The sequence below is a fragment of the Moorena sp. SIO3I6 genome (genome assembly GCF_010672095.1).
This window is the reverse complement of record NZ_JAAHHU010000002.1, coordinates 1-23,378: the sequence shown is the minus strand read 5'-3', so window position 1 is coordinate 23,378 and position 23,378 is coordinate 1. Positions and strand designations below refer to the sequence as shown.

Annotated in this window: 26 protein-coding genes and 1 pseudogene; 19 read left to right on the top strand and 8 right to left on the bottom strand. The window is 42.7% G+C overall.

Annotation, left to right across the window (positions count from 1 at the left end; genetic code table 11):
- The first annotated feature begins 304 nt into the window (after positions 1-304).
- Positions 305-2,575, top strand: coding sequence for a pentapeptide repeat-containing protein (locus tag F6K49_RS00820; protein ID WP_293093276.1), 2,271 nt, complete (start codon positions 305-307; stop codon positions 2,573-2,575).
- A 7-nt stretch (positions 2,576-2,582) separates the two neighbouring features.
- Here the strand turns inward: F6K49_RS00820 and F6K49_RS00815 are convergent, their stop codons facing one another.
- Positions 2,583-2,729 carry a hypothetical protein gene (locus F6K49_RS00815; protein ID WP_293093271.1) on the bottom strand — a complete coding sequence of 49 codons (147 nt, stop codon included), beginning with the start codon at positions 2,727-2,729 and terminating at the stop codon, positions 2,583-2,585.
- A 467-nt stretch (positions 2,730-3,196) separates the two neighbouring features.
- On the opposite strand from F6K49_RS00815, the gene F6K49_RS00810 reads away from it, so the two are divergent.
- Positions 3,197-3,715 (top strand): hypothetical protein, encoded by a 519-nt coding sequence (locus F6K49_RS00810; protein WP_075897241.1) that lies wholly within the window; start codon positions 3,197-3,199, stop codon positions 3,713-3,715.
- Here F6K49_RS00810 and F6K49_RS00805 read toward each other — a convergent pair.
- Complete coding sequence (locus F6K49_RS00805; protein WP_293093267.1) at positions 3,704-3,847, bottom strand: hypothetical protein; 144 nt, start codon at positions 3,845-3,847, stop codon at positions 3,704-3,706. The genes F6K49_RS00810 and F6K49_RS00805 overlap by 12 nt on opposite strands.
- Before the next feature lie 287 nt (positions 3,848-4,134).
- On the opposite strand from F6K49_RS00805, the gene F6K49_RS00800 reads away from it, so the two are divergent.
- From F6K49_RS00800 to F6K49_RS00790, 3 genes are all read left to right on the top strand, one after another.
- Positions 4,135-5,007 (top strand): S-methyl-5'-thioadenosine phosphorylase, encoded by an 873-nt coding sequence (locus F6K49_RS00800; protein WP_293093264.1) that lies wholly within the window; start codon positions 4,135-4,137, stop codon positions 5,005-5,007.
- A 277-nt stretch (positions 5,008-5,284) separates the two neighbouring features.
- Complete coding sequence (locus tag F6K49_RS00795) at positions 5,285-5,434, top strand: hypothetical protein (RefSeq protein ID WP_293093262.1); 150 nt, start codon at positions 5,285-5,287, stop codon at positions 5,432-5,434.
- A gap of 45 nt (positions 5,435-5,479) precedes the next feature.
- On the top strand, positions 5,480-6,031 hold the full coding sequence (locus tag F6K49_RS00790; RefSeq protein ID WP_293093259.1) for a chorismate pyruvate-lyase family protein: 552 nt from the start codon (positions 5,480-5,482) through the stop codon (positions 6,029-6,031).
- On the opposite strand, the gene F6K49_RS00785 is transcribed toward F6K49_RS00790, so the two are convergent.
- Positions 6,010-6,171: a hypothetical protein gene (locus F6K49_RS00785; protein ID WP_293093256.1), complete on the bottom strand. Its 162-nt coding sequence runs from the start codon at positions 6,169-6,171 to the stop codon at positions 6,010-6,012. The genes F6K49_RS00790 and F6K49_RS00785 overlap by 22 nt on opposite strands.
- A gap of 404 nt (positions 6,172-6,575) precedes the next feature.
- Positions 6,576-7,274: an MBL fold metallo-hydrolase gene (locus F6K49_RS00780; protein WP_293093253.1), complete on the bottom strand. Its 699-nt coding sequence runs from the start codon at positions 7,272-7,274 to the stop codon at positions 6,576-6,578.
- A gap of 266 nt (positions 7,275-7,540) precedes the next feature.
- Between F6K49_RS00780 and F6K49_RS00775 the strand changes: the two genes are divergently transcribed.
- From F6K49_RS00775 to F6K49_RS00755, 5 genes are all read left to right on the top strand, one after another.
- A complete protein-coding gene (locus tag F6K49_RS00775) occupies positions 7,541-8,629 on the top strand; it encodes an effector-associated domain EAD1-containing protein (protein WP_293093250.1) in 1,089 nt (362 codons plus the stop codon).
- A gap of 150 nt (positions 8,630-8,779) precedes the next feature.
- On the top strand, positions 8,780-10,387 hold the full coding sequence (locus F6K49_RS00770) for an effector-associated domain EAD1-containing protein (RefSeq protein ID WP_293093247.1): 1,608 nt from the start codon (positions 8,780-8,782) through the stop codon (positions 10,385-10,387).
- Between the two features lie 46 nt (positions 10,388-10,433).
- Positions 10,434-11,963 carry an effector-associated domain EAD1-containing protein gene (locus F6K49_RS00765; protein ID WP_293093244.1) on the top strand — a complete coding sequence of 510 codons (1,530 nt, stop codon included), beginning with the start codon at positions 10,434-10,436 and terminating at the stop codon, positions 11,961-11,963.
- A complete protein-coding gene (locus F6K49_RS00760; protein WP_293093241.1) occupies positions 11,960-12,955 on the top strand; it encodes a MoxR family ATPase in 996 nt (331 codons plus the stop codon). Before F6K49_RS00765 ends, F6K49_RS00760 begins: the two co-directional genes overlap by 4 nt.
- 125 nt (positions 12,956-13,080) lie before the next feature.
- Complete coding sequence (locus F6K49_RS00755) at positions 13,081-15,924, top strand: SAV_2336 N-terminal domain-related protein (protein WP_293093238.1); 2,844 nt, start codon at positions 13,081-13,083, stop codon at positions 15,922-15,924.
- A 540-nt stretch (positions 15,925-16,464) separates the two neighbouring features.
- Here the strand turns inward: F6K49_RS00755 and F6K49_RS00750 are convergent.
- Positions 16,465-16,698, bottom strand: coding sequence for a hypothetical protein (locus F6K49_RS00750; RefSeq protein ID WP_075897255.1), 234 nt, complete (start codon positions 16,696-16,698; stop codon positions 16,465-16,467).
- A gap of 147 nt (positions 16,699-16,845) precedes the next feature.
- Between F6K49_RS00750 and F6K49_RS00745 the strand changes: the two genes are divergently transcribed.
- A complete protein-coding gene (locus F6K49_RS00745) occupies positions 16,846-17,007 on the top strand; it encodes a hypothetical protein (protein ID WP_293093233.1) in 162 nt (53 codons plus the stop codon).
- Positions 17,008-17,043: 36 nt separating this feature from the next.
- Entirely contained in the window at positions 17,044-17,595 is a 552-nt protein-coding gene (locus F6K49_RS00740; protein WP_293066181.1) for a Uma2 family endonuclease, read from the top strand.
- Here the strand turns inward: F6K49_RS00740 and F6K49_RS00735 are convergent.
- Positions 17,561-17,749, bottom strand: coding sequence for a hypothetical protein (locus F6K49_RS00735; RefSeq protein WP_293093230.1), 189 nt, complete (start codon positions 17,747-17,749; stop codon positions 17,561-17,563). The two genes, F6K49_RS00740 and F6K49_RS00735, sit on opposite strands and share 35 nt — an antisense overlap.
- Positions 17,750-17,811: 62 nt before the next feature.
- Between F6K49_RS00735 and F6K49_RS00730 the strand changes: the two genes are divergently transcribed.
- Positions 17,812-18,762, top strand: coding sequence for an Rpn family recombination-promoting nuclease/putative transposase (locus tag F6K49_RS00730; RefSeq protein ID WP_293093227.1), 951 nt, complete (start codon positions 17,812-17,814; stop codon positions 18,760-18,762).
- Positions 18,725-18,937: a hypothetical protein gene (locus F6K49_RS00725; protein ID WP_293093224.1), complete on the top strand. Its 213-nt coding sequence runs from the start codon at positions 18,725-18,727 to the stop codon at positions 18,935-18,937. The genes F6K49_RS00730 and F6K49_RS00725 overlap by 38 nt, the downstream gene beginning before the upstream one ends.
- Here F6K49_RS00725 and rsmB read toward each other — a convergent pair.
- The gene (rsmB, locus tag F6K49_RS00720; protein ID WP_293093221.1) at positions 18,883-20,337 is read right to left on the bottom strand and encodes a 16S rRNA (cytosine(967)-C(5))-methyltransferase RsmB; all 1,455 of its coding nucleotides are present in this window, start codon (positions 20,335-20,337) and stop codon (positions 18,883-18,885) included. The genes F6K49_RS00725 and rsmB overlap by 55 nt on opposite strands.
- 34 nt (positions 20,338-20,371) lie before the next feature.
- Positions 20,372-20,503, bottom strand: a complete 132-nt coding sequence (locus F6K49_RS00715) for a hypothetical protein (protein ID WP_293093218.1) — start codon at positions 20,501-20,503, stop codon at positions 20,372-20,374.
- Between the two features lie 17 nt (positions 20,504-20,520).
- On the opposite strand from F6K49_RS00715, the gene F6K49_RS00710 reads away from it, so the two are divergent.
- The 5 genes and pseudogenes from F6K49_RS00710 to F6K49_RS00690 all read left to right on the top strand — a co-directional run.
- Positions 20,521-20,661 carry a hypothetical protein gene (locus tag F6K49_RS00710; protein ID WP_293038096.1) on the top strand — a complete coding sequence of 47 codons (141 nt, stop codon included), beginning with the start codon at positions 20,521-20,523 and terminating at the stop codon, positions 20,659-20,661.
- A gap of 9 nt (positions 20,662-20,670) precedes the next feature.
- Positions 20,671-21,123 (top strand): SufE family protein, encoded by a 453-nt coding sequence (locus tag F6K49_RS00705; RefSeq protein ID WP_075897267.1) that lies wholly within the window; start codon positions 20,671-20,673, stop codon positions 21,121-21,123.
- 146 nt (positions 21,124-21,269) lie between these two features.
- The gene (locus F6K49_RS00700; RefSeq protein ID WP_293038102.1) at positions 21,270-21,431 is read left to right on the top strand and encodes a hypothetical protein; all 162 of its coding nucleotides are present in this window, start codon (positions 21,270-21,272) and stop codon (positions 21,429-21,431) included.
- 588 nt (positions 21,432-22,019) lie between these two features.
- Entirely contained in the window at positions 22,020-22,865 is an 846-nt protein-coding gene (locus tag F6K49_RS00695; protein WP_293038110.1) for a transposase, read from the top strand.
- A 29-nt stretch (positions 22,866-22,894) separates the two neighbouring features.
- Positions 22,895-23,317: pseudogene (locus F6K49_RS00690) on the top strand (transposase); the annotation flags it as partial.
- Between the last annotated feature and the right edge of the window lie 61 nt (positions 23,318-23,378).

Sequence of the window (23,378 nt, the reverse complement as noted above, 5' to 3'; positions counted from 1 at the left end):
TTAAAATGCTGAAGGCTGAGGGCTAAGGGCTGAGGGCTGAAGGCTGAGGGCTAAGGGCTGACGGGTACCTCACCCAATTTAAAACTGCTATATAATGATGAGGCTTGATTTCATAGCAGTTCAGTGCTATTGCCGATATTCAACTGGTTAAGTCTAGACATAGTTAAACATAGTCATCAGGTGTTTGCAAAAAAAAATGGTATCAAGCAAAATCTGCTATAATCTCGGGGAATTTGCTTACTGATCCTTGAAATCAGCGTTTAAAGTCATTACAAAGCAACCATAAGCAGCCTGGTAATTAAATATGGCTAGCCCCACTCTAAAAACAGGTCAACATCGAGAAGGTAGCTGGTATTTTCCGCTGCGACTGAACTTGGTTCTGCCACTGGTGACTAGGCGTTGCGTGGCAGCGCTTTTGGAAGTATCGCTGGTAACTACTAGTGCATTGCTCCCTTACGGGATTGGTTTGTATGCAGAAAAATACTCGAAGGCAGAACCGGTTCCCCTTAACCCAGTGTTGGGGGCAACCCAGAATGCGATCGCAAAAACTCTAGCTTACCCGCGCCTACAACTAACCAAGCGAGTCACTCCCCTGACCAATTTTTTTTGGTGTGCTTCGTTAGTGATGCCAGTAGGAGTAACCCTATGGCAACTTTATCTGCTGGGAAAAACTGGTCAAACTATTCCCAAAGGTTGGTTTGGAGTGCGAGTGGTTACCGCTTCGGGAAAACCGCCTGGTTTGATCGGTGCGGTGTGGCGTGAGGCAGTGGGACGCTGGGGATTACCACTGGGAAGTGCTTATTTACTCTGGCGCTACACTGGAGCGTTTCCCGACTTGTTAATTTTGTTGGGATTGGCAGGATTGATGCTATTGGCAGAGAGTTTTAGTTCTGTATTAAATGCTCAACATCGCAGCCTCCACGACTACATAGCCGGAACTTATGTGTCGGATTCCTCTCGGTTGCTCTTGCCGTACTGGTCAAGTTTTGAATCCTCCCCCTCACCAGAGTATGAAGAGGTTGAGCTAGAGGAGGAGACTGATGGGCAATGGTCTCAAGAGTATGAAGAGGTAGAGCTAGAGGAGGAAACTGATGGGCAATGGTCTAATCACCAGAAAGCTACCTGGGGTTACCGTAGCGCAACAGTTAATCCCATTACCCTGTACTCAAAATCTCAACAGCACTCCCCCAATCTTTGGTTGTGGATGCGCCGAAATCCTGGTCTTACTCTGCTAATTGTTACCTTTGGCGGGATGGGTTCTGTACTCGGCACGTTTGTGGGTACCCAAATCTATATTCAAAGTCAGGCCAATTGGCGAGCGTTCAATCAGCAGAAAAATCAGGTCTTTCTGACCTTAGTGAAACAATTAAGCTCCACTGATAGCACTGCTCAAGAAGAACGTATGGGATCAATTCTGGCTCTAGGTAGGATAGACGACCATCGTGCTGTACCGTTTCTGGTGGATTTGCTGGGTCAGGAAAATACCCCTAGCTTGATTGATACCCTCCAACAAACCTTGGTCAGTAAAGGTGTTCAACCCCTTCCCCATCTACGAATATTGAATCAATCTTTGGCCAACGACCAGAAAACCCTAACCAGGGAAGGTAAACCAGGGGTTGGGGGAGTGCTAGCGGTGCGGCACCGAGCAACTAAGCAAGCTATCTCGAAAATTCTGACTATCTACGACGGTCAAGTGCATAATGCTAACCTGAGCTATATTAACCTCAGTAAGGTTAATCAGGGTTATGGCTATTTTAATCCAATTCTGAACAATCTGAATTTGTCGGGCATTAATTTCCGCTACGCTAATTTGTCCGGTGCTAATTTGCAGGGTAGTCGCTTCTATGGCCCTGGTGAGGATGAACATTTTGGCACTTTTGATGATTGGGTCAGTGACTTTAGCGGAGCTGATCTCAGAGAAGTTAACCTAACTGGTGCTATTCTCGACAATGTCTTGATGAATCGCACCAATTTAATCGGGGCAACCCTGAACCGAGCAAGGTTTTATAACGGTAGCCTGATCGGTGCTAATCTCAGCAGTGCCCAGCTGATTAATGCTGATTTCCGTAGAGCTATCTTAGAAAATGCTAGCCTCACAGGAGCTAATTTGGGGGAAGCAAAATTCAGTCTCTCTAGTCTTCATGGTGCTCGTTTGGGCAAAGTTAGTGCTGTGGGGAGTGATTTCTCTTCTGCTGATTTAAGTCAATCAAGCTGGCAAGGAGCGAATCTTTCTAGGGCAAATTTGAGTAATGCTAATCTCAAAAATGTTGATTTCAATTCAACCCAATTGGTAGGGGCTAATTTACGCAATGCCCAGCTGTACAATGCTAAGCTACGTCACGCTAATCTAAGTGCTGCGGATTTGCGAGGGGCTAATTTAGCTGGAGCAGATTTTCTGGGAGTTACCTTTGCTATGGCTAAACAGAACAAGGCTAATCAATTTATTACCTTGCCACCACCTAAATCGAATTTAGCCCGGATCAAGGGGGTTGATTTTGCTAATGTTAAAAATTTAGATGAGCAGCAACTTCGCTATATTTGTACCTATGGTGGACTTCATCCTCGATGTTTGTGACACTATTTTAGAGTAGGGAGTAGGGAATAGGGAGTAGGGAGTAGGGAGTCGGGAGTCGGGAGTAGGGAGTAGGGAGTAGGGAATAGGGAATAGGGAACAGGGAATAGGGAGTAGGGAGTAGGGAGTAGGGAGTAGGGAGTAGGAATAAAATCATGTTTACCTGATAACTATGAGAAACGCTATAAAGTTTTAATCATATAAATTGACCACGAAAAAAATCAGCCTACTTGATTTTTTTCTATTGTCAAAAAATTAGCGATGCTCTGAAAGAGCCGCTACGCGAACGCATAAATTCAAAAGCTCCTAAGTTGATGCACTATCTTCGAGTTGACTTGAGTTGAAAACCCCCTTAACCAGAATAGATTGCTTAATGGATTGCGTTGATTTAAAGTTAACTATCAACAGTGAACAAAACATCAACCTGTATATAGCGGTTTCTATTATAATCAAATAATTTTTACTTTCTTGCCTGTTCCCTGTTCCCTATTCCCTGTTCCCTATTCCCTGTTCCCTATTCCCTGTTCCCTATTCCCTTTGCTATATTAGTTTCACCAAAGCAATTAAGCTAATATGAGCGAGAAAGCAGCCATCATTAGAATTAGGTATTGAGGAGTTGAGGAAATGGGTAATGCTATTGGTTTATTGTCCACACTAGGAACGCTGGTGCTGGGGAGTCTGGCTAGTTTAATGATTAAGTCGCAACCAGCATTTGCTCAAGCTGCCTACGGAAGTTATGTGGGAATCGGTCCTACCTTTGGTATTACAAAGGATGATGATGGAGAAGGTCAGCAAATTGGTGGATTAATTGCGTTTCGCTACAAATTCCTAGAAATCCCGATTTCCTTCCGGACACAAGCCCTGATTGGTGCTGGCACTGCTATTGTGCCAACAATTAGTTACGATTTCCCCCTTAACTGGCAAACCGATGCTTACGTGGGAGCAGGGGCTGTATTTGCTAGCGGTCACTCTCCCTCACCAGTAGGAGATAAAACGAGTTTTGCTATACAACCTGGTATTGATTTTATGATCCCTAATAGCCAAACGGTTTTGTTTGGTAATGCGATTATTGCTTTTGATGCCTATCGGGAGGGTGGCGGCGTGGCTGCCTCTGTCCAAGGTGGATTTGGTCTAAGATTTTAGTTTCAATAGTCGGGAGTCGGGAGTCGAGAGTCGGGAGTCGGGAGTCGGGAGTCGGGAGTCGGGAGTCGGGAGTCGGGAGTCGGGAGTCGGGAGTCGTGACTTAACTCTATGCCAGGCTTTTGCTTTGCTCAAGGCTAGTTTCGATTGCGAAAATGCGTTCGCGTAGCGGCTCTTTCAGAGCATCGCTCTTTTGGTTTTGCTCAGAAGTCTTCATTCGAGTAATAAATGATTACCAACATGGCTGATCAACAAAAATAGTCTTAAAATACCAACTTCATCGAAAACTACGTCTCCCCTCTCCCCTATCTCCCCACACTCCCCTATCTCCCCACACTCTTCCCCTAAAATCCCTTAACAAAAATTAATACAATTGGTAAAATAACAAAGCGTTGGACTGAGGCACAGCAAGCACAAACACCATGGTAAAAGCACAAATTGGGATTATTGGCGGTAGCGGACTTTACAAAATGGCTGCTCTCAAGGATGTGCAGGAGGTACCCATTGAAACCCCCTTTGGTTCTCCCTCCGATGCCTTGATGGTGGGAACCCTAGAAGGAACTACTGTGGCTTTCTTATCTCGTCATGGTCGCAATCATCATTTGATGCCTTCCGAGTTACCCTTCCGAGCCAATATCTATGCCATGAAGCAGTTAGGCGTGGAGTATATCATTTCTGCCTCAGCAGTGGGTTCTCTCCAGGAAGAGGTCAAACCCTTAGATATGCTGGTACCGGATCAGTTTATTGACCGCACGAAGAATCGGGTTTCGACCTTTTTCGGGGAAGGGATTGTGGCTCATATTGGGTTTGGACACCCGGTGTGCAACCAACTGGCGGGAATTTTAGTGGATGCGATCGCAAGTTTGGAGTTACCAGAGGTGACCGTACATAACGGTGGGACTTATCTGTGCATGGAAGGGCCAGCATTTTCCACGATGGCCGAATCTAATCTCTACCGGAGTTGGGGCGCAAAAGTAATTGGCATGACCAATTTGCCAGAGGCCAAGTTAGCACGGGAGGCGGAAATTGCCTATGCTACCCTCGCCCTAGTCACGGATTATGATTGCTGGCATGAGGATCATGACCATGTCACCGTGAATATGATACTTGATAATCTACAGCGCAATGCGATTAATGCTCAGAAGGTGATTCAAGAGACAGTGCGCCGGTTAGTTGAAAATCCACCCGTTTCTAAAGCCCATTCCGCCTTGAAGCATGCTATTTTCACTCCCTTAGATCAAGCTCCAGAAGCAACTAAGGAGAAGTTGGAGTTGATATTGCGGAAGTATTTGTAAAATCGCAAATATCGAAAGGTGGCGCAGGATATATATAGCAATTTTCTTTCCCATGAGGTACAAAGGGATCCCCCGTTGGTCCCCCTTAAAAAGGTGGACTTTGAGGTTGATAATTGTACCTCATACATGCAATAAACGCTAGATATAGCGTTTTTATCAAGGGAGCAGGGAGCAGGGACTTCGGAGCAGTAGGAAAGACCTTGGAAAATTTTTTGGTGTTATAGGTACAAGGAAATAGGGAACAGGGAATAGGGAACAGGGAAAAGTAGGAAAGAGCTTGGATAATTTTTTCCCACTCCCCACCCTCCCCAAACTTCCCACACTCCCGACTCCCGCCCCACACTCCCGATTCCCGACTCCCGACTCCCGATTCCCGACTCCCGATTCCCGATTCCCGATTCCCTACTCCCTACTCCCTACTCCCTAAAACCCAAAAATTAATACCTCACCCCAATAATAATTGCTATTAAAAATGAGAAATGATCTACAGCAATCCCTAAATCGAAGTTATATAGACCCCTCGAATCTGAGTATTTTCCAAAGAATTATCTTAACGACAGATGGCACAGTAACCGATATGTTGGAAGCCTATCTGTTTGAACAGATTCGTCTAGTTAAGTTGTCGGAAGAATTGGTAACGACAACTGATGATATAGATCCAATGCAATTAAATAAAGGAAGCTCAGTACTTGATAGGAAAATACTATTACAGGGTAAAATAAGTCGCAAGAATTATATCTATGCTGAGTCAATTATTGTTATTGATCGTCTAGATGAGTACTTTCAAAAAGATTTACTTAAAACTAAAACCCCCATTGGCAAAATCTGGCGAGAGCAGAGATTCGAGACCTTTAAAGAAATTGTGGATACTGGAAAAAAGCCTGCTAACGAATTAGCTGATTATTTCCAGATTGAACCGGAAGCAAATTTGCTTTTTCGTACCTATTGCGTCTTTTCTAATCACCAATCGGTGATGATGATTAGTGAATATTTTCCTGAAAGCTATTTTTTGAATAGAGTATAGGGAGTAGGGAGTAGGGAGTAGGGAGTAGGGAGTCGGGAGTAGGGAGTCGGGAATCGGGAGTAGGGAGTAGGGAGTAGGGAGTAGGGAGTAGGGAGTAGGGAGTTAGCAGGGTGGGGAGCAACGGTTGTGGAAATCTTCAAGAGGCAAGAGGTAAGAGGGGAAATAGAGCCTCTATTTTATTGTCCAATCAAAAAATAAAAAAAGGTGATTTACATGTCATATAGCGTTTCTCGCAGTTATGAGGTACAGTCTTATTTGACACTGATTCCCTGTCTTGATGCAGTCGCTCATGGTTTGAAGTTACCGTAAGACAGTTGAGCCTTAATCAATAAGTTTTACCCCTTTTCTGCATAGCCTACCAACCATAAAGGCTCAACTGTCTAAGGTTTTGTCTCCGGGGGAACCCCCAAGACCGCGCTGCATCGCTTAAAACCCTCTTTACTATTGCTAGCATGCCTATTGCCTATTGCCTTAAAGGGATCAGCAATGTCGCTCATGACTCTGAGAATTGCTATATGTGCTGTATCCCTAGAGACCAGGCATCTTAGGCAACTTGTGCAACTTGCCCACATTCTTCATTGGCTGGAACGGCTTCCATCATCTTTTTAGGATCTGGCAAATTGAGATTGTTCATAAACTGGATAAAGCCATTGCGATCTTTACCCACAAAACGAGGATTAAAACGTTTTTCTTCACCGATGGTGGATACAGTATGCCCTTTGTAGTCATGTCCCGGGTAAACCAATGTCTGATCCGGTAATGTAAACAGTCGCTGGGTGACGTTATCATAAAGTGTGCCAGCATCACCATTTTGGAAATCGGTTCGACCACAGCCTCGGATAAACAAGGCATCTCCTGTGAACAAGTGAGTCTGGTTCACCAAATAGGCCATGTGGCTATCGGTATGACCGTGGGTTTCAATTGCCTTAATTTCTAAGCTGCCGACCTGTAAAACTTCACCATCTTTAACATGTCCATCTGCACAAGCAGCAGTTGCATTTTCTGGAACCATCCCCTTGCACCCAGTCAATTCTCGAAGTTTTCCAGTTCCAGTAATGTGATCGGCGTGAATGTGAGTTTCTAGACAAAATCTCAAGGTGAGACCGAGTTCTTGGATTAGCTGAGAATCACGCTCCACCTGCTCCAGAACAGGGTCAATCAGAACAGCCTCCTTTGTGCTGGAGTCAGCTACCAAATAGGTGTATGTCCAGGTGTCTTGATCAAACAGTTGACGAATTGACATCGCTGTCTGTCCTTAAGCTAACTTTTTTTACTGTAGTTAAGAATTTAAAGTGCTGTAGGTCAAAAACCCTAGTGTTGAGGGGACATATCCTTACCTACTATATTTTATAACTATATATTCATAAAATAGTAATGTCAAGATGCTGTTGTGTAAAAAACATTGATCAGAATTGCTATAAAATTTATAAGGTTAATTAGGTACAGAGTTTTTTTTGCCTCTTGTCTTTTCCTAAGGGATTCTGTTCACAACTCACATGTAAATGCTAAATGAAACTAACTGGACAGCAATATCAACAATTAACGAATGCTTTAATTGATGCATTTACCAATCAGCAAAGATTGGCTGAAGTAGTAAGATTCAGGTTTAATAAAAACCTGAATGCCATAGCAATGGGTAATGATTTACAAGCAATAGTGTTTAGGTTAATTGAAACCGCAGAAGCCGAAGGATGGGTTGATGAATTAATTCACCGTGCCCATCAATCAAATCCAGGTAACCCAAAGTTATTCGCCATTGCTCTGGAGTTGAATCTTGCTATTACTCTGCCTCACCCCCTATCCGCAAGAGGTGGATTAGAAAAACTTATTAAGAAAACCAATTCTTTTTTAGACGTAAATCGGTGGCGGGAAAGGTTAGGTCAAATTGAAGGGCAAGTCTGTCGTGTCGAAGTTACGAATAACGATAATAGTCGTGAATTTGGGACAGGTTTTCTGATTGCGCCCAATGTGGTTATTACTAATTACCATGTGGTGGAATCGGTAATTTTAGAACAAGCAACGTCTAGTAATGTTATCCTGCGTTTTGACTACAAGCAGTTAGGGGATGGTAAAGTTATCAACCCAGGTACAGAGTATCGCTTAGTAGAGGATGACTGGCTAATTGATCAAAGTCGTTATACCAACAATCCGTTACCAACCCCTGACGAATTGGATTATGCCTTGCTGAGAGTAGATGGAGCTCCTGGGAACGAACCGATTGGGAAAAATCCCGATCCCGATTCTCCCAAGCGCCAGTGGATTGAGTTACCACAAGAGCCTTATCAGTTTGTGCCCAATACTCCACTGTTTATCGTGCAGCATCCCAAGGCCGAACCCTTAAAAATAGCCTTTGACACCGAGGCTATTATTACTATTAACGAGAATGGGACAACGGTTAAGTATAAAACCAATACCGAACCCGGTTCCTCTGGTTCTCCATGTTTTGATATTAACTGGAATTTAGTAGCGCTGCATCATAGTGGTGACCCAAGCTGGAAACCTAGTTATAACGCTGGCAGTCCTTTCAGTGCTATTTGTGCGCGATTAGAGAAGCAAGGGTTATTGACAAATTTACGTAAGGGTGAAGCAATGTGGTGAATGGTTGTCTGAACCTGTAAACCACCACCAGGTTGCCAAATGCCAGCAAATAAAGCAAAATTTACGGAACTCGGTATAATCAGAGTGTAGATACTTAATTAGAGTCAGAGTATTAACTTCTATTGTTCACAGATATTGAAGTAACCATCAATGAATGCTGGAAATCCCCCTGGTTATCTCCTCGAGCAGATAGAGTCAGCACTGTGTAGTGCTTTCCCTAGTGAAATGAAATTAGCAATGATGCTACGACATCAATTCAGTCAAAATCTGGCACAGGTTGCTAGTGGTGGCAATTTGAATGAAATTGTTTACAACCTAGTAGAATATTTTAAGACTAGGAATAGTTTAGAAAAATTAATTAAGAACGCTCTTAAAGAAAATCCCAAGAATGCTGAGTTAAAGGCAATTAAAGAAAAATTTAAAATTACAACTAGTTTAGTAAACTTATTGCTTCCTTTAGAAAACAACTTTATGACGCAAATGCAACAGGCTTATCAAGTTTGTTGTGCTGATTTATTATATAATTCGGCAGAGGAAATCCCTGAAAGTTTAGAGGAAATTCTAAAAAATTTAGATAAAATACCTCAATACTACAATGATCAGGAAATACCTATTATACAATTTGGCGCTCGTTTATTAGAAACTGAAGATATTCCCAACCCAATTGGTGTTCAACTAAAGCAATGGTTAGAAAAAAATGCCAAGCATGATTTGAGCCCTGGGACGGCGAGGAGTGGGAAAACATCCTGTAAAACCACCCATATCCTCCACCTCTCGGACCTCCATATAACCACCCCTGAGCAAGCTACCCTTTGGTCAAACCAACTCGCCCAAGACCTCAGCTACGAACTTCAAATCCCTCACCTTGATGCTTTGATCCTATCGGGTGATATCGCTAATTATTCCACCGCAGAAGAATACGACGCTGCACAACAGTTTCTTGACAACCTCCGCCAAGACTTCTCCCTAGACCCAGAGAAAATTGTTCTAGTTCCGGGTAACCATGACCTAAACTGGACACTAGCAAAGCAGGCTTATCAGTTTTTGTATCGCGAAAACTACGAGGGTGAACTAAAAGAGGGTCACTATATCAAACGTGAAGAGCTGATTGGAGTCCCAGACGAAGCTAAATACAAACAACGCTTTGCCCACTTCAGCCAATTCTATAAAACTATCAAAAATGAACCGTATCCCCTCGACTATGACCAGCAAGCCATTATCGACCATCTCCCAGAGCAAAACTTGCTGATCCTAGGACTAAACTCAGCTTGGGAACTGGATCATCACTTCAAAACCCGTGCTAGTATCCACTCCGGTGCTCTGAGTAACGCCCTGACTGAGATTCGCCGTAACAAAGAGTACGACAACTGCCTGAAAATAGCGGTTTGGCACCATCCCCTCAATAGTGACGGAAGCGATCGCATTACCGACCAAGCATTCATCCAACAACTAGCCGTTGCTGGATTCCGCTTCTTCCTCCACGGACATATCCATAAAGCCGAAACCAGCCTTTTCCGTTACGACCTCAGCCGAGATGGGCGCAAACTCGACGGAATTTGTGCTGGTACCTTTGGCGCACCGACCAAAGAACTCGTAACCGGTTATCCTTGGCAATATAATCTACTGACATTTGAAGGTAATGAGCTCACTGTCCACACTCGCTGTCGCAAAGAACCCAATGGTGCTTGGAAACCTGATTCACAGTGGGGTCAGGGTCCGGGACAAGGTAATTTGGATTATTATTGTATTGAGTTGTAATCAATTTTTGGCACATCTATCCCTTAAACGATTGAAGTAACTGTAAATGAATGGTGGAAATACCCCTGGTCATCTCCTCGCGCAGATAGAGTCAGCACTGTGTAGTGCTTTCCCTAGTGAAATGAAATTAGCAATGATGCTACGACATCAATTCAGTCAAAATCTGGCACAGGTTGCTAGTGGTGGCAATTTGAAGGAAATTGTTTACAACCTAGTACAAGATTTTCAGACTAGGAATAGTTTAGAAAACTTACTTGATGGAGCACTTAACGAAAATCCACGTAATTCTGAATTAAAAAAACTATATTCTCAAGAATTTAAAATTCCGCCTAGTTTACTAACCATCTTATTTCCTTTACCAAACAATATTATCGAACCAATCCAACAGGCTTATAAAGCTTGTTGTCCTAATCATTTCGATGATTGGGAAGATGAACCCCTGGAAAGTTTAGCTAAAATTCTAGAAAATTTGCATGAGATAGCTCAAGGAACTGATAATGAAAAACCTATTGTACAATTTGTCGATCGTTTATTAGAAACTGGAGATATTCCCGAGCCAACTGCTGAGAAACTCAAGCAATGGTTAGAAAAAAATGCCAATAACCCTTCTGATTTATTATCTCAGAGTAGCAGTGACTCTCAAAATTATCAGCAACCCAACTTAGATGCACAACCTTATCTGCTTATCAAGCTAGATTCCAGTAAGCAATATTGCCAACAACGTCAAAAAAGATATTTAGTATCAGCTTGGGCTATTTATGAAAAAATTAATGATAATTACTCACGAGATAAACCATTTAAAAAGTTAGAACATTGTCGAGAATATGATAAAAACTATGGAAAAAATGTTATCTCTATTAAAAATGATTTACCCACTTTAATAAAAGATTTTCTCAACCAGTTAACTCGATCTAACTATCCTAAAAAAATACCTAAACCAATAATTGTATTTTTGGTTAATCGTCAACTATTGAAATATAAATTTGACATAATTAAGATTCAAGATAAGTATGATGAACCAATTGTTATTGGTAGTGAGTATTGCGTAGTAATTCGCTCTATAAAACGTTTGGAAATGTTGAAAGACTATCCTGGATACCAACAAGAGTGGGAAAAAAAATGGAAAACACTCAAAGAGAGTTGTGAAGTTTGCTGTCATGCTCAATTTTGTGATATTAGTAATTTTAATGATTCTAGGAAATTAACCCATTTTTTGTCTTGGCCACCAAGAGAAAATAATATACCAAGATATGAGATAGCATTAAAATTATATAAACCTCCATCTAATAAGATATATGGTGTGATTGAAGGGAAGGGAATACCAGTGGCTTTATGGCTAAGAAAAAATAATTGTGAAACTAAAAATGATCAAGATGAACTCGATAAATTACTCAATTGTAAAATAAATGAACTTCCCGAAAAGGTAATAGAAAAACGTTCAGAAGCTTGTTCCAACGCGAAGAATAAACAAGAATATATCGGACATCATCTTACTCTTTTGTGGGAAGACCCCTATCTAATACCAACCCAGGTTATCGACGATATTATCGACAATATTAACTATACAACGCCATGACTAATAACTCTTGGAAAATCTTTCGCGGAACTCCCGAAGAACCCCACAATGGTATTGAACGCCTTCCTGAGCCTCCTAGCTGGCGGAAATTTGAGAAAAAAAAACGGGGTAAAACCTATCAGACCAGGCCAGAGGCAATAGAGTTAGTCAATGCAGCGTTGTATCTACGTCGTCCGTTATTAGTAACGGGAAAACCAGGCACAGGAAAAACATCGTTAGCCTATGCAGTCGCTGAAGAGTTACAATTAGGAGAAGTGTTACGTTGGAATATTACCACTCGCTCCCATTTACAGCAAGGACTTTATAGTTATGATGCTATTGGTAGATTACAAGATGCTCAAGGCAGCGACAAGGATAATTTAGCAGACATTGGTAAGTATATTCAATTGGGTCCCTTGGGAACAGCGTTACTCCCCTCAACTGATCCCAAAGACTCAAAGAAGCCGAGGGTATTATTAATTGATGAAATGGATAAAAGCGATATTGATTTACCCAATGATTTATTGACTATTTTTGAAGAAGGCAAATTTGAAATCCCAGAATTAACACGAATCAGTGACCGGTTTGCAAACATTGATGTCAAAACCTGGGATAATCAAAAGACAACCATCCATAGCGGAAAGGTAACCTGTAAAGCCTTTCCTTTTGTAGTCCTTACCAGTAACGGAGAGAAGGCATTTCCCCCGGCTTTTTTACGACGCTGTTTACGATTAGATTTACTGGAACCAACTCCCAAGGAATTAGAAGCGATTGTCAAAGCTCACTTAGGGGATAGTATTGAACAAGCCAAACCAATTATTGAAAAATTTATCAATCGACGGGATAAGGATAAAGGAGACTTGGCTACAGACCAATTGCTCAATGCCATTTATCTGTTAACTAACACAGTTAATACAGAGGATGCTCCCATGGGTGACTCTCAAGACGAAGACAAAGACCAGAACAAAAAAAGGTTAATTGACCAATTGCTACGGTCCCTCAGTAGTATATAGTGTTTATAATAGCTATGAGGTAAACAGGATTTTTTGACTCTTGTCTCTTGCCTGCTCCCTGCTCCCTGCTCCCTAAAACCCAGAGATTTGTAGGTCATGATTAGAATAATTGCTATATAAGGGATATGCTTGAAGAAGCGATCGCTATTCTACAACAAGCAGGATTTGATTTAACTGCTCGGGAAATAGCAGAAATTCTCTGGTTGGCTGTTCATCTAGACGAGTCAATAGACGAGTCAGAACCATCAACTCTATCCCAAGACCAATCACAGCAACCCCCAAATAAAAATCCAGATATCCAACCAGATACGCACAAATCATCACCTGGAGTCAAAAAACCTGGTGCTGATGTTTCTCTACGCTCTTCCAAACCTAAAAAGACTAAAGAAAGTCGAGAAGCAATTCCGATTAAAGTGCCAGCAGCGGTAGCATTGAGAAATACTCTGGCGTTGGGACGGGCACTTCGTCCGTTAATGCGGAAAGTCCCATCTGCTACAGAAACGATATTGGATGAAAAAGCTACTGTTTACCAAATTGCAGAATCAAACATTTGGCTTCCAGTTCTGAAACCCGCTTCGGAACGATGGTTAGAGTTAGCGTTGCTGGTTGAAAAAACTAGTTCAACTGCTATTTGGAAACAGACAATCACTGAACTGCAACATTTAGTCAAGCATCATGGTGCATTTCGGGATGTACGCACGTGGGAATTAAGGATTACTGACACCAAGGTAAACTTATTTTCTCAAACTAGCACGGGTCGGTATGATTCCACTCCCTATCCTCCCGAGGTATTAATTGACCCGAAGAAACAACGTTTAATTTTATTGGTGAGTGATTGTATTTCTGTGGCTTGGCGCAGACAATTAATTCATCGAGTGCTAGAGTTGTGGGGACGCAATGGTTTACTTACTATCCTTCAGCTACTTCCTGAACGGCTTTGGGAACGCACGGCTTTAGCTTCAGAAATATCAGTGCAACTGCATTCTTTTAGTCCTGGAGTTGTCAATTCTCAGTTGATTGTTAAACCTTGGGATCAAGATGACAGTAAGTCTATTCAGAATAAATCCTCTGTAAATGTTCCCGTGGTTACGTTAGAACCCTACCCGCTACTGGCCTGGTCACAGGTAATTGCTGGTCAGGGAAATGTTACAACAGTGGGGTTTAACTTTGATGTATCCCAAGACCCCCACGCACAGAGAAGAAAGGTAGATCGTAAACCAAATCAAGACCAACCCGAAGCATCAGCATTAGTTAGTCGATTTCGTGCTACGGCTTCTCCTATGGCGCGTCGGTTAGCTGGATTAATGGCAGCTGCTCCCGTTAGTTTACCTGTAGTGCAACTAATTCAGCAAACCCTGCTACCAAAATCCGCACAAATTCATGTAGCGGAAGTGTTTATGAGTGGACTCCTCCAGTCTATAACCCCTGTAGACCAAAATTCAAATCCTGATTATATTGAGTACGAATTTAAGCCAGGGGTAAGGGAGTTATTAGTAGATTCTGTACCCATTAGTAAAACCGTTTCAGTTCTTGATACAGTATCTGAGTTTATTGCTAAGAAATTAGGGTTATCAGTACAGGACTTTGAAGCGCGTTTACTTAAACCGGCAACTGCAAGTAATGATGGGTTAGAAGAAAAAATTCGTCCCTTTGCACACCTCAAGGCTCAAGTCTTAGGGCGATTAGGAGGGGAGTATGCTCGTTTGGCTGAAGAACTTATTAAAAATAAAGAGTTAATAGAAGAAGCTAAAAGTGAGGCTCAACAGGATTCCCCACAAAATAAAAAAAATTCAGGGCGATCAGGAAGAGAGTATGCTCGTTTTAATGAACCAATTTCCGCCTTAAAAAAGCCTATATCAGCTAATCTTTCATCCAATTTTAAACTAACTGGACCGCAATATCAACAATTAACGAATGCTTTACTTGATGCTTTTCCATCAAAATCAATACTTGCTGAATTAGTTTACTTTAAATTTAGTAAAAATCTAGATAGTATTGCAATGGGAGATAATTTAAAAGAAATTGTATTTAAGTTAATTAAAGCTGCCCAAGCAGAAGGATGGGTTGATAAATTAATTGTAGGTGCCCGTGAATCAAATCCAGGTAACCCAACGTTATTTGCCTTTGCCCAGGAGTTTAATTTTGGTATTGTTATACCACCACAGCTATCAGAAAGAGGTCGATTAGAAAGACTTATTAAGAAAAATAATTGTTTTTTAGATGTAAATCAGTGGCGGGCAAGGTTAGGTCAAATTGAAGGGCAAGTCTGTCGTGTAGAAGTTACGAATAACGATAATAGTCGTGAATTTGGGACAGGTTTTCTGATTGCGTCCAATGTGGTTATTACTAATTACCATGTGGTGGAATCGGTAATTTTAAAACAAGCAACCTCTAGCAATGTTATCCTGCGTTTTGACTACAAGCAGTTAGGGGATAGCAAAATTATCAACCCAGGTACAGAGTATCGCTTAGTAGAGGATGACTGGCTAATTGATCAAAGTCCTTATACCAACAATCCATTACCAACCCCTGACGAATTGGATTATGCCTTGCTGAGAGTAGATGGAGTTCCTGGGGAAGAACCGATAGGGAAAAATCCCGATCCCAATTCTCCACAGCGCCAGTGGATTGAGTTACCACAAGAGCCATATTATCAGTTTGTGCCCAATACTCCACTGTTTATAGTGCAACATGCCAAGGCCGAACCCTTAAAATTGGCCTTTGACACCGAGGCTATTATTACTATTAACGAGAATGGTACCATGGTTAAGTATAAAACCAACACCGAACCCGGTTCCGCTGGTTCTCCATGTTTTGATATTAACTGGAATTTGGTAGCCCTGCATCATAGTAGGGATCCAAGCTGGAAGCCTAGTTATAGGGCTGGCACTCCTTTCAGTGCTATTTGTGCGCGGTTAGAAAAGCAAGGTCTATTGGCAGATTTACGTAAGGGTGAAGCAATATGGTGAATGGTTGTCTGAACCTGTAAGCTACCACTAGGTTAGCAAATGTTAGCAAACGGCTGTATATTGTAATTTACTTCCTAAATACCATGATTTACTCCGGTAATTCAGTGATCCAGGATTTATAAATTATTGACGAAGTCACCCCTTCATTGAAATTAGGAAAAAATTATAATAAAATTCCCGCATCCCCCTCCCAAACTTCTCACACTTTCCTTATTGTTTCTGCTCCCTACTCCCTACTCCCTACTCCCTAAAACCCAAAACTTCAGACTTCACCAAATTAGAACTCCCCTAACTATACCAATAAAAAAAAATCGGTCAAGTTGTGGTTAACCCCAATCCTTGACCGAATTCTATTATGTAAGCCACCACAAATACAGCGCAGCTCAAATCTAGATACTGTTGATCAACGAATACATTACTCAGTGGTCAGCTTTGTGGCACAGGCTTCCAGCCTGTGACCTAACCCATAAGCTGATCGCTTCAAAATAACCTCCACAATTCCTAGTCGCCAGGGCGTCAAAACCCTGGCAAAATCCTATCCTAGTCTACATAGAAATATCGAATCAAAAAGGTCATAACCTCACCAGGCTTTTCAGTAGGTTCTGGAGTGCTCCACTCGTCGGGATAGGCGTATTTCAGGGCATAGATGGCATTAATTGTATTCCGAACTTGTTCAGGAGAACCGATCAAAACGTACTTGACTTTCTGAGGTTTACGACCAGGGTTTTCAGGAGTTTGATTGTCATCGGAGTTAGGCGGAATGTTTTTTGTCATGATCAACAGTATCCTTAAATGGTGTATATTATTAATATATAAATAAGTTAATCAAATGTCAAGGGGTTTAGGAATTTTTTTTTATTACGAAATTTAAAATTGCTATAATAGTAAATAGGACATAAATAAGAGATTTATGTGGTTAGTATGGTGAGGGTATTTAGTGTGGTAATTTTGGTAAAAATATTAGAATTTTTGCCCAATTACAAACGCAATTGCTCCTACTCCCTACTCCCTACTCCCTACTCCCTATTCCCTACTCCCTACTCCCTGCTCCCTGCTCCCTACTCCCTACTCCCTACTCCCTAATCCCTAAAATAAAACTGTAGATGGAGGATTTTAAGCATGGCTAATTTAACGGTCAAAGATTTAGAAACGCTGCAAGCACAGCATCCTGATTATCAGATAGAATTAATAGGGGGAGAAATTATTTTTATGAGTCCTTCAGGGTTAGAATCCGATGAAGTAGCCATAGAAATCGCTGCTCAACTTCGTAACTGGGTAAGACCCCGCAAATTAGGAAGAGTTTCTGGTTCTAGTGGTGGTTTTCGCTTACCGAATAAAGATGGGGATGTTCGTGCCCCGGATGCGTCTTTTATCTTAGCTGAACGTCTACCTCGCACTACGGAAGATTACGCCGAATTAGTCCCTGATTTGACATTTGAGGTGAAATCTAAGAGCGATAGCCTACCAAAATTGCGCCAGAAGATACAGCAATTTCTGGAATTGGGAACTACAGTTGGGGTGTTAGTAGATCCGAGAACTCGCACCATGGAAGTTTATCGCCTCAATCAGGATAAAGTTGTACTGGGGGATGGGGATGTGCTGCAAGTACCAGAATTGCTTCCTGGTTGGGAATTACCTATTGTTGAGGTGTGGGCACCGGAGTTTGATTGAGTATAGACAAGGGAACAGGGAATAGGGAATAGGGAAGAGGCAATAGGCAATAGGCAATAGGCAATAGGCAATAGGCAAGAGTGAGATTATAAAGTAGGGTGGGCAAAGTAATATAATCATTAATACTCAACAAAACCAAACTGTTTTTGCCCACCCTACTACTCTCCCCTATTCCCTATTCCCTATTCCCTGTTCCCTATATAAACCTGTAAAACCATGAGATTCATCAGCCCGAAAACTGACTTTGCTTTCAAGAAAATCTTTGGCTCAGATCAGAGTAAAGATATTCTGATTTACTTTCTAAATGCCATGATATACTCCGGTAATTCAGTCATCCAGGATTTAGAAATTATTGATCCCTATAGCGCAGGGGATGTAGTAGATTTAAAAGACACTTATCTAGATGTTAAGGCAGTATTAGAAGATCAAACGACTGTCATCATTGAGATCCAAATCTGGAATGTAAAGGATTTCGAGAAGCGAGTGGTTTATAACTTGTGCAAAACCTATGGAAATCAACTTAAATCGGGACAGGGATATTTCGATCTCAATCCGGTCATTGCTTTAACCATAACGGATTTTAAGTTATTCCCCTCAACCGAAAAAGTCATTAGCTGTTTTTACTTTCAAGAGGAAGAAGACCACTTGCCTTATCAGGAAAATGAATTAAAGCTGGTGTTTGTGGAACTCCCCAAATTTACTAAGCAACTGGAAGAATTGGAAAGTGTGATAGATAAGTGGATCTTTTTTATCAAAGAAGCACCCAACTTAGAAATCATTCCTGACCAGCTCAGGGAAATCCCACAGCTAGAACAAGCTTTAACAATAGCGAATCAAGCGGGGTTGAGTGAGTCAGAATTGGAAAAGATCTGGAAACAGGAAATGGCCTTGTGGGACTGGCGAGGTGCATGGAGTTTCGCGAAAAGGGAAGGACGAGAAGAAGGACGAGAAGAAATAAGGCTAGAAGGGAAAAGAAATTTACTATTGGGACTGCTTGAGAGCCGTTTTGGACAACTAACCAGGAATGCGATTCGGCTTCGCCGACGCTACGCGAACGCATTAATCGAAGCCTTGACCAACCAAGACCTAGACCGTTTATCAAAAGCCATCTGGGATTTTAACACCAGTGATGACTTACTCAACTGGCTCCAAGAGCACTCTAACTAACGGTAGCTATAGGGTAACTCAATCAATTGTGATAATTTTTGTTCCCTACTCCCTACTCCCTACTCCCTACTCCCTACTCCCTACTCCCTATTCCCTATTCCCTGTTCCCTGTTCCCTTTCCTATATCATCCGCTTCAACCGCACCATAAAAAAACCATCCATCTGGTCTCGATAGGGCACAACTTTCAGCCAACCTTCCGGTCTTGAAAAAGCCTTAAGAAACGAAAGAGTAGGGGGTTCAATTTGCCACTGAGAATGACCTTCCAGAAACCATTGTATTACCCCCTCATTTTCTTGAGGATTTAAGGTACAGGTAGCATAGACTAACACACCTCCGGGCTTGACCCAAGTTGCGCTATGCTCTAACAATTCTTTTTGCAAAACAGTAAGTTCCTGGACTTTTTCTGGAGTCATGCGCCAACGAATATCAGGACGTCGGTGAAGGGTACCATTACCGGAACAGGGAGCATCTAATAACACAGCATTAGCGATGTTAGTAAATTCAGGGCAATCGCGACTATCACCAGTAGTAATGTGAATGGATTGTAATTGTAACCGTTCGGCATTCTGTTGGACTTTTTTGAGGCGGGAAGCCGAGCGATCGCATGCCCAAATCTTGCCCTGATCTGCCATTAATTCCGCAATATGAGTTGTCTTGCCCCCCGGTGCAGCACAGGCATCAATCACCACATCACCAGGTTGAGGGTCTAGCAGATAACTGACCAGCTGGGCACTACAATCTTGAACAGTCCACCAACCCTCCTTAAACCCCGGTAGCTCTTGAATCGCACCAACACCACCCACAACCCGCAGTGCTTGGGGGACCTGAGCTGCATTGCTGAAAATAGGGATAATCTCACCATTCCCCTCGTCCTCGTGAGACACCAAGGTCGGTAACCGCTGAATAGCCACTTCAGCAGATTGCATCCCTGCCTCCACCTCCTCCATGGACACCTTGAGGGGATTTACCCGTAAGTCAATAGTAGGAGATTGGTTAAACCATTGACACAGCTGTTCTGTTTCCTCTGCTCCCAGCTGTTCTAACCACAGCTCGATCATCCAATCGGGAAAACTGTGTAAAATGCCCAAACCCTCGATATCCCCTTCTGGCAACTGCAAAGGGTCAGGGGAATTGGCAGCTAAACGGGCATAGTTTCGTAGTAAACCATTAACCACCCCTGCCAGTCCTTTGAAGCCATTGTTCTTAGCTAGGTCAACGGTGGTATTGACCGCTGCTGAAGCAGGAATTCGGCCTTGATAGCGCAGCTGATATAGTCCAAGGTGAAGTATAGTGCGCAAATCTGGAGGTTGTTGATTCGCTTTCTTTTTGCCCAACTGGTCAAGTAGAGCATCCAAAGTGCGCTGTCGTCGGACACTACCATAAACTAATTCTGTCACTAAGCCCCGATCAGCACCAGTTAACTGAGCAGTGTGTAGCACTCGATTCAGGGCAATATCAGCAAAAGCACCCCGCCGATGAATATCCCGGAGAGCTAGGAATGCTAACTGGCGAGGATTTTGTTTATCAAAGGTTGACGGTTGACCCTTGACCGTTGACGATTTATATTGGCTCACAAACTCTGTACTCCTCTGGATGTCAACTGATCAGCTAATATGCAGTTATAACAGTTATTAATTCGGTTCGGAACAAAGTCCTGGGTTTTAGGGAGTAGGGAGTAGGGAGTAGGGAGTAGGGAGGAAAAGGAAGACAAGTCCAATCACCCCACACCCCACACCCCAAAGTTGATACTCACGTCTTTGTTAAAAACCTACCCTGATCAGCTCCTCCCTGTTCCCAGATCCGCTGTTCCCTATTCCCTGTTCCCGACTTCTGCAAGAAGTCTAGTTATCAATTCGGTATTGAGAACTGCTATAAATAAAATGGTTAATCCTTTTTAAACATTGGGTATGTCAGCCACCTCAAGCCCTTTACCAGAAGCTCTTGCTCGGATTGTAGAACGCTTTCAGCGCCGCAAAGACCCCAAGCAACGGTATCAGCAGTTGCTGTGGTACGCCAAGAAGCTTCAGACAATGCCAGAAACTGATAAAGTGCCAGAAAACAAAGTTCCTGGCTGCGTGTCCCAGGTTTATATCACCGCTAACTTGGATGATGGCAAAGTCTTGTATCAGGGAGACTCAGATGCCCAATTGGTTAAAGGATTAGTAGCGTTGTTGATTGAAGGCTTGAATGGACTGACGCCAACAGAGATTGTCAACCTATCTCCTGACTTTATTCAAGACATAGGATTGAATGCTAGTTTAACCCCTTCTCGCGCTAATGGATTTTACAACATTTTCCAGACCATGAAGAAAAAGGCCCTGGGATATCAGTTGGGAATGTCTTCCAGAGAATTGAATTGAGGGATTTTCCCTTCTATTTTCCCCACACCCGGTCACCCACCCCGGACCGGGGATTAACTGACAAGACCCTTGAAATGCTGATTCTCCCGTAGGTTGGATTACGCGATCGCTAACCCAACGAACACCTCACGCTTTGTTGGGTTTCGTTGCCTCAACCCAACCTACGCCATGATCTAAAGTCACTCAACCAGCTCTGTTCCCTATTCCCTGTTCCCGATTCCCGATTCCCGATTCCCGATTCCCGATTCCCGATTCCCGATTCCCGATTCCCGATTCCCGATTCCCGATTCCCTAGATTTTGCTCCTGATTAAATTAAGCCTGAAACCCTTGTATAAACTGGGTTTCAGGTGTTTTTATATGACAAAGCTACTTGAGTTCCAGCCTAGCATGGGCAATTTGCCCTTGACTTATCCACTGGAGTTTCAGTACAATCAAGTAGAACATTTGTACTACTATCGTCTTTCCTCTTAACCATTGCACCCACACCCCTAGAGGCATCACATCCCTCCTACAACGAACGATTCTAGAGCAGCGATTGGCCTACGGCCACGCTACGCGATCGCGTATCGCTGTGGGTAGTTTCGGGTACTTGCCATTAGCCACTGGCTGATAGGGAAACCTCTTGTTTGGGAATTATAAAAATCCCCATTAGCCGAAAACCCCGTGTCTTTAGACCGGGGATGAAGGAACAAGCGCGGTCTTTAGCCGCCGTGATCAAAATATTTAGAGAAAATCTGGAATCTTAGTCTGGATGTTGTAGAATAATAGTAGAAACAGTTGAGGTCAGAGACGAAACCTTAGAATAGTGGAGCCTTTATGGTTGGTCGGCTATGCGAAAAGGGTTAAAACTGTTGTTATAAGGCTCCACTATTCTTACGGTAACTTTAAGAAACTGATGATAATTCTAGAGTTTAAGGCGAAAGGAAACAAACATCAATACTCTGGGATCAATGAGGCTATTCGGACAGTCCAGTTCATCCGTAATAGCTGTCTTAGGTACTGGATGGACAATAAAGGGGTCAGCAAATTTGACCTCAACAAATACAGTGCAGTACTGGCTAATAACTTCCCTTTCGCCAATGAATTAAACTCTACCGCTCGACAGTCTAGCGCTGAGAGAGCATGGTCGTCAATCGTTCGATTCTTTGACAACTGCAAGAAAAAAGTACCTGGCAAAAAAGGCTTTCCTAAATTCCAGAAAAACTGCCGTTCAGTGGAGTATAAGCAGTCTGGCTGGAAGTTGTCTCCTGACAATAAATCAATCACCTTTAGTGACTTGAAGGGGATCGGTAAGCTCAAACTTAAAGGTAAATGGGACTTATGGCGTTTCGACAAAAAACAGATTAAGCGGGTTCGGATAGTCCGTCGGGCTGATGGCTACTATATCCAGTTTTGTATTTCAGTAGACATCAAAGAAGATCTAGAACCAACTGGGACGGCTATCGGGCTGGATGTTGGACTAAAAGATTTCTATACTGATTCCGCTGGAGAAACTGAACCAAATCCCCGCTTTTACAGGACGGGAGAGAAGCGCCTTAAGTTCTATCAGCGCAGAGTTTCTAGAAAAAAGAAAGGTTCATCCAATCGCAGAAAAGCAGTTAATAGACTAGGCAGACATCACCTTAAAATAAGTAGGCAACGTGAAGAGCACGCCAAGAGACTGGTTAGAAGTTACCGTAAGAATAAAGAAGCCTTTATGGTTAGTCGGCTATGCATAAAAGGGTTAAATCTTTGTTATTAAGGCTTCTTTATTCTAAGGTTTCGTCTCCGGCGCGCTGCGTAATCCGGTCTAACGATCTGGTCGCCTATGAAGATTTAAGGGTTAAAAACCTAGCCAAAAATCACTGTTTAGCTAAGTCTATTAATGATGCAGGTTGGTATCAATTTCGGAAATGGATGGAGCACTTTGGTACGAAATTTGGGAAGGTGACGGTTGCAGTAAATCCCGCCTATACCAGCCAGAATTGCTCCAATTGCGGCGAAGTAGTGAAAAAGTCTCTATCAACTAGGACTCACGCCTGTAAGTGTGGCTGCCAGTTAGACAGAGACCATAATGCCGCAATAAACATCCTTAAAAGAGCTTTGAGTACGGTGGGGCACACCGGAACTTGGGTCGTCAAAGACCTAAACGCTTCAGGAGAGTGCGATTCGTTGGCTAGAAACCTTGCCCTAAAAAAAAGCTTGGAGGATTAGCCGCCTGGTCAGGAAACTGAACCATGACAACTTGATAACCATGATGGTGCAAGACCATCCC

Coding starts and splice junctions, on each gene's coding strand:
- F6K49_RS00820 (WP_293093276.1), top strand. CDS start 305: ATGGCTAGCCCCACTCTAAAAACAGGTCAACATCGAGAAGGTAGCTGG.
- F6K49_RS00815 (WP_293093271.1), bottom strand. CDS start 2,729: ATGATTTTATTCCTACTCCCTACTCCCTACTCCCTACTCCCTACTCCC.
- F6K49_RS00810 (WP_075897241.1), top strand. CDS start 3,197: ATGGGTAATGCTATTGGTTTATTGTCCACACTAGGAACGCTGGTGCTG.
- F6K49_RS00800 (WP_293093264.1), top strand. CDS start 4,135: ATGGTAAAAGCACAAATTGGGATTATTGGCGGTAGCGGACTTTACAAA.
- F6K49_RS00790 (WP_293093259.1), top strand. CDS start 5,480: ATGAGAAATGATCTACAGCAATCCCTAAATCGAAGTTATATAGACCCC.
- F6K49_RS00780 (WP_293093253.1), bottom strand. CDS start 7,274: ATGTCAATTCGTCAACTGTTTGATCAAGACACCTGGACATACACCTAT.
- F6K49_RS00775 (WP_293093250.1), top strand. CDS start 7,541: ATGAAACTAACTGGACAGCAATATCAACAATTAACGAATGCTTTAATT.
- F6K49_RS00770 (WP_293093247.1), top strand. CDS start 8,780: ATGAATGCTGGAAATCCCCCTGGTTATCTCCTCGAGCAGATAGAGTCA.
- F6K49_RS00765 (WP_293093244.1), top strand. CDS start 10,434: ATGAATGGTGGAAATACCCCTGGTCATCTCCTCGCGCAGATAGAGTCA.
- F6K49_RS00760 (WP_293093241.1), top strand. CDS start 11,960: ATGACTAATAACTCTTGGAAAATCTTTCGCGGAACTCCCGAAGAACCC.
- F6K49_RS00755 (WP_293093238.1), top strand. CDS start 13,081: ATGCTTGAAGAAGCGATCGCTATTCTACAACAAGCAGGATTTGATTTA.
- F6K49_RS00750 (WP_075897255.1), bottom strand. CDS start 16,698: ATGACAAAAAACATTCCGCCTAACTCCGATGACAATCAAACTCCTGAA.
- F6K49_RS00745 (WP_293093233.1), top strand. CDS start 16,846: ATGGTGAGGGTATTTAGTGTGGTAATTTTGGTAAAAATATTAGAATTT.
- F6K49_RS00740 (WP_293066181.1), top strand. CDS start 17,044: ATGGCTAATTTAACGGTCAAAGATTTAGAAACGCTGCAAGCACAGCAT.
- F6K49_RS00730 (WP_293093227.1), top strand. CDS start 17,812: ATGAGATTCATCAGCCCGAAAACTGACTTTGCTTTCAAGAAAATCTTT.
- F6K49_RS00725 (WP_293093224.1), top strand. CDS start 18,725: ATGACTTACTCAACTGGCTCCAAGAGCACTCTAACTAACGGTAGCTAT.
- F6K49_RS00705 (WP_075897267.1), top strand. CDS start 20,671: ATGTCAGCCACCTCAAGCCCTTTACCAGAAGCTCTTGCTCGGATTGTA.
- F6K49_RS00695 (WP_293038110.1), top strand. CDS start 22,020: ATGATAATTCTAGAGTTTAAGGCGAAAGGAAACAAACATCAATACTCT.